6 protein-coding genes are annotated in these 4,181 nt (G+C 57.7%); 4 read left to right on the top strand and 2 right to left on the bottom strand.

The window, feature by feature from the left end; translation table 11 throughout:
- A partial coding sequence (locus AB4043_RS16695; protein WP_442307565.1) for a DUF1330 domain-containing protein occupies positions 1-249 on the bottom strand: 249 nt, incomplete at its 3' end.
- 56 nt (positions 250-305) lie between these two features.
- On the opposite strand from AB4043_RS16695, the gene AB4043_RS16700 reads away from it, so the two are divergent.
- Both AB4043_RS16700 and AB4043_RS16705 read left to right on the top strand, forming a co-directional pair.
- Positions 306-1,367: an MBL fold metallo-hydrolase gene (locus AB4043_RS16700; RefSeq protein WP_442299484.1), complete on the top strand. Its 1,062-nt coding sequence runs from the start codon at positions 306-308 to the stop codon at positions 1,365-1,367.
- Positions 1,368-1,471: 104 nt separating this feature from the next.
- On the top strand, positions 1,472-1,729 hold the full coding sequence (locus AB4043_RS16705; RefSeq protein ID WP_442299485.1) for a helix-turn-helix domain-containing protein: 258 nt from the start codon (positions 1,472-1,474) through the stop codon (positions 1,727-1,729).
- On the opposite strand, the gene AB4043_RS16710 is transcribed toward AB4043_RS16705, so the two are convergent.
- Positions 1,726-2,580: a metallophosphoesterase gene (locus AB4043_RS16710; protein WP_442299486.1), complete on the bottom strand. Its 855-nt coding sequence runs from the start codon at positions 2,578-2,580 to the stop codon at positions 1,726-1,728. The two genes, AB4043_RS16705 and AB4043_RS16710, sit on opposite strands and share 4 nt — an antisense overlap.
- 76 nt (positions 2,581-2,656) lie before the next feature.
- On the opposite strand from AB4043_RS16710, the gene AB4043_RS16715 reads away from it, so the two are divergent.
- Together AB4043_RS16715 and AB4043_RS16720 are read left to right on the top strand one after the other, a co-directional pair.
- Complete coding sequence (locus AB4043_RS16715; RefSeq protein WP_442299487.1) at positions 2,657-3,742, top strand: M24 family metallopeptidase; 1,086 nt, start codon at positions 2,657-2,659, stop codon at positions 3,740-3,742.
- 60 nt (positions 3,743-3,802) lie between these two features.
- On the top strand, positions 3,803-4,181 hold a 379-nt coding region (locus AB4043_RS16720), incomplete at its 3' end, for an acetyl-CoA carboxylase biotin carboxyl carrier protein (RefSeq protein WP_442307566.1).

Raw genomic sequence — 4,181 nt, forward strand, 5'->3', positions numbered from 1 at the left:
GCCCAGGGCGGCCAGTGCCTGCTTGTATGCGTCACTGTGATGGGTGTCGACCGCAGCCTGCAGGCTGGGGAACTCTACGACAACCGTCCGTTCCTTGATGCCGCGGCCGTCAACTTCATGGGGCAGGCCGCGTACCAGGGTTGCTCCGCCACCTGCCGCGATAGCTGCTACGGCGAGAGGTGCATAGGCGGCAAGTGCCGCCGGATCGTGAATGACCTGGTAAGAAACCACCCAGTAAGCCTTTTTCATTACCTTCGTCTCCTTTTTTCCTGCGTCGGGGAGCTTTGCAGGGCATCGAATTTTGTGTGAGTTACCTGAAACCGGCCCAGCGCCAAAACGGCAAATTTCTTAATCCCGTCCCGACCCACTTTACCAGTGCGCGCGAAATGTTCCGCATGATGCCGGAGTTCCTGTTCGGCCGGCGGAAACGCGAACCGGCTCCTCAATTGCCGCACTTTCGCACCGATGCTCGCTGGTTTGAGGCATCCCATGGCTCTCCTGTAAGAATTACCTGGTTTGGACACTCGTCGTTGCTGCTGGAGGTCGACGGATTTCGTTTGCTGGTCGATCCGGTGTGGTCGTTGCGCGCTTCTCCGGTGCAGTTTGCGGGCCCCGAACGTTTTTTTCCGCCGACGATCGCATTGCACGACTTGCCACCGCTGGATGCGGTCCTGATCTCACACGACCACTACGATCATCTGGATGAGACTGCCGTCCGAGGCCTTGCCGATCGCAACATCCGCTGGGTGACGTCGCTTGGCGTAGGGAAGTACCTCCGCCGGTTCGGCGTTCCGGCAGAACGCATCGATGAGATGGACTGGTGCGACCGGCTTTCACTGACCAGCGGGCGTAATGGAGCAACGCTGGAGATTCTCTCTTTGCCTTCGCGCCACTTCTCTGGTCGCAGCCTGTTCAACCGCTTTGGAACGCTGTGGGCATCATTTGTGCTGCGGAACGATCGTCACAACCTTTATTTCGGAGCAGATTCAGGACACTGGCCTGGGTTTGCGGAGATCGGTGAGACGTATGGCCCGTTCGATCTGACGATGCTCGAGATCGGGGCCTCGAATCCGCTGTGGGAGTCGATCCATCTGGGACCAGACCGTGCCCTGGAGGCTCATGTGGCGCTCCGCGGCCGAGTGATGTTTCCGATCCACTGGGGACTTTTCGACCTTGCCTTGCATGAGTGGCGTCAACCGATCGAGCGGCTGTTGAGCATCGCTCCTGAGAATGGCGTGGATCTGTGGATACCGGCGCCGGGCGTACCCACGGCATTTCAAGGCGAACCAGCGCAAAATCTGTGGTGGCGGCAGTCTGTCAATCGAGCACAGGCGCCCATTCCGTCACTGGTCACAGCGAAAAGTTGACGAAACGGTTGTTAACCCCTCCGTAAACCTCAGAAATTACTTGTACTTCGGGAAAAAACGGGGTAAAAACAGAGAGCGGGGAAGTCTGCCCGTAGATGTGATCAATGCCATCCGCTGCCCAGATCGCGCTTCGAGAGGTGATGGATATTCGCCAGGCTGCCGACTATCTCGGCATCAGCGGCGATACGCTCTATCGCTACGCCTCCGAGGGATTTGTTCCGGCTTTCAAGTTAGGGAACCGGTGGCGCTTCAAGCGCTCGCTGCTCGACGCCTGGATGGATGAGCAGTCAGGTATCCGCAAGCCATCAGCTCCGGCAAAGGCAAAGCCAACGCAGAAGAAGCCTGTCCGTCGCGCACGTTAAGTCTGTTCCAGTGTCAGTATTGTGATCTCCGGCGGGCAGTTGAGCCGGAAGGGAACCTCTGTGGTCCCAATTCCACGATTGACGTAGAGTTGCGTATTGCCTACGCGGAACAGACCCTCAACATACTTTTTCCCACCCGGGGGCAGGATCGCTTTGAGCGGAGGAAGGAACGGTAGCCGTACCTGACCTCCATGGGAGTGGCCTGAGAGGACAAGGCCGACGGACTGACTCGACGGGTGCTTCATCAACTCGTCGATGTAATCCGGCTCGTGAATCATCAGAAGGACTGGCTCTTTAGGGTTACGGATTTTAGACGGGATCGCCCGTTCCGGTTCCGGATAAGAGGCAAGCGTATCGCGCAGTCCTCCAAGCCAGATGCGGCTGCTACCTCGCTCAATGGGAACACTCTTATTCAAGAGAATCGGTGTTCCGTTGGAGACGAGAGCGTGGTGGATCTCTGTTTCTCCCATGGCGCTGTCATGATTTCCAAGGACTCCATAGCGAATGGGGCACTCCAGCATCTTCAAGATGTCGGCGCAGACATGAGCCTGTGCGATTGGGTAAGAGCGATCGCGTGCGTTACTGATGAAGTCCCCGGTCAATAAGACAGCATCTGGACGAAGCCCATTAACACGGCGCAATACGGACCGAAGAAAGAATGTTTCCGTGTATTCGTGAAAATGGAGGTCGCTAATCTGTGCGATGCGGAAGCCGTGAAAGGCGTCCGGCAGGTTTGCCAGTTTGACAGTACGCTGGACGACTTCCAGTTCGTGCCGTGCAAGCTCGCCGGAGTACAAAGCCATCCCGGCTACGCCTGCCACTCCCAGTTGAAGAACTTTACGTCGTGTCATCCACGAGGGATCAGACATAGCTTGATGATATCGTCGCCGTTGGCCCGGAGGGGAATCGGAACATAAAATAGAACGGATGCAGGCAAGAATCCGTACGATCCGAAAAGCCATGGCCGCACAGAACGTGCAGGCATTGCTGCTGACCCATCTACCCGATGTCCGTTATTTAACTGGCTTTACAGGATCCAATGCTGCATTGGCGATCACGCCGCGCAAGGCCATCCTGTTCACGGATGGTCGCTATACCGTTCAGGCGAGGGAAGAGGTTGAGAGCGCTCGCGTGGTGATTGCAAAGAAAAAGTCTGCGCAGACGATGGCTGCCGCGTGGCTGGAGCAGCAACAGCTAACCCGCTGCGGGATTGACGGGACGCATACGACCATCGCGCTGCTGGAACATCTTCGCAAGGCCGTGAGTGGAGGATTGCGCCGCAGTTTCTTTCAGCCGCTGGAGTCTCCGCTGGTTGCAGCACAGCGGGAGATCAAGGATGCCACGGAGATCCGCCGTATGCGGCAGGCTGCCGCGCTGGGCGCGAGGCTGTTCGAGCATATTCTCGGCTTTCTTGAGCCGGGAATTACGGAAGTAGCTGTTGCCGCGGAGCTGGAGCATCAGGCGCGCCTGTTAGGGGCGGAGGCTATGTCGTTTGAGACGATTGTCGCTTCGGGTGCCCGATCTGCACTTCCGCACGGGCGCGCAAGTTCCTCCCGCATTCCCCGCAAAGGGTTCATCACACTGGACTTCGGTGTTATTCTCAACGGGTATTGTTCGGACATGACACGCACGGTGCATATGGGCCGTGCAACCGCTGAAGAGGAAAGAGCCTATGCCGCAGTCCTGGAAGCGCAGGAATCGGCACTGGCAGCCGCAAAGCATGGAGTCACTTGCGGCGATGTTGACGAAGCAGCCCGTAGTGTTCTGAAGCGTGCGGGGCTGGCACGATATTTTACGCACTCCACAGGTCACGGTGTTGGCCTGGAGATTCACGAGGGACCAAGGATTGCCGCCAACCAGAAGCAGCCACTCGCCGAGGGCATGGTCGTTACGATTGAACCCGGTGTTTACCTTCCCGGCCGCTTCGGAATCCGCATTGAAGATACCGTCGTCATTAACCGCAACGGCTGCGAGATCATAACGCCGTCGCCGAAAGCCTGGATCGAGTTATAACAAGGACTGGGCCTGCGGTCGGTTCCGCGGCGCCAGCGAATCCGGAAGAAGAGATAAAGCATGGAAGCAAATGAACTGAAGGACCTTCGCGAACTCGTAGAGTTTCTGAAAGACAACAAGATTGCCGAATTCGATCTTGAGCGTGGCGACCTCAAGGTCCGTATCAAATTCACCGGCCCTCCTGTTCCGGCGGCTATCGACTACACACAGCTCGCCACGTTGATTCCGCAGCAGACGATCGCACCGTCACCCTTGGTGGCTGCGGCGGCAGCGCCGGTCTCAGCGCCCGTGGCCGAAGCGCAAGCGCCGGCTGAGGATATTCAAGAGGTGAAATCTCCGATCGTCGGTACATTCTATGAGTCTTCGGCGCCCGGAGCGGCTCCGTTTGTCAAAGTTGGTGATCAGGTCGAGGTTGGCCAGGTGCTGTGCATCGTCGAGG

The organism is Terriglobus sp. YAF25, assembly GCF_052113305.1.
GTDB lineage: Bacteria > Acidobacteriota > Terriglobia > Terriglobales > Acidobacteriaceae > Terriglobus.

Coding starts and splice junctions, on each gene's coding strand:
- AB4043_RS16705 (WP_442299485.1), top strand. CDS start 1,472: ATGCCATCCGCTGCCCAGATCGCGCTTCGAGAGGTGATGGATATTCGC.
- AB4043_RS16710 (WP_442299486.1), bottom strand. CDS start 2,580: ATGACACGACGTAAAGTTCTTCAACTGGGAGTGGCAGGCGTAGCCGGG.
- AB4043_RS16715 (WP_442299487.1), top strand. CDS start 2,657: ATGCAGGCAAGAATCCGTACGATCCGAAAAGCCATGGCCGCACAGAAC.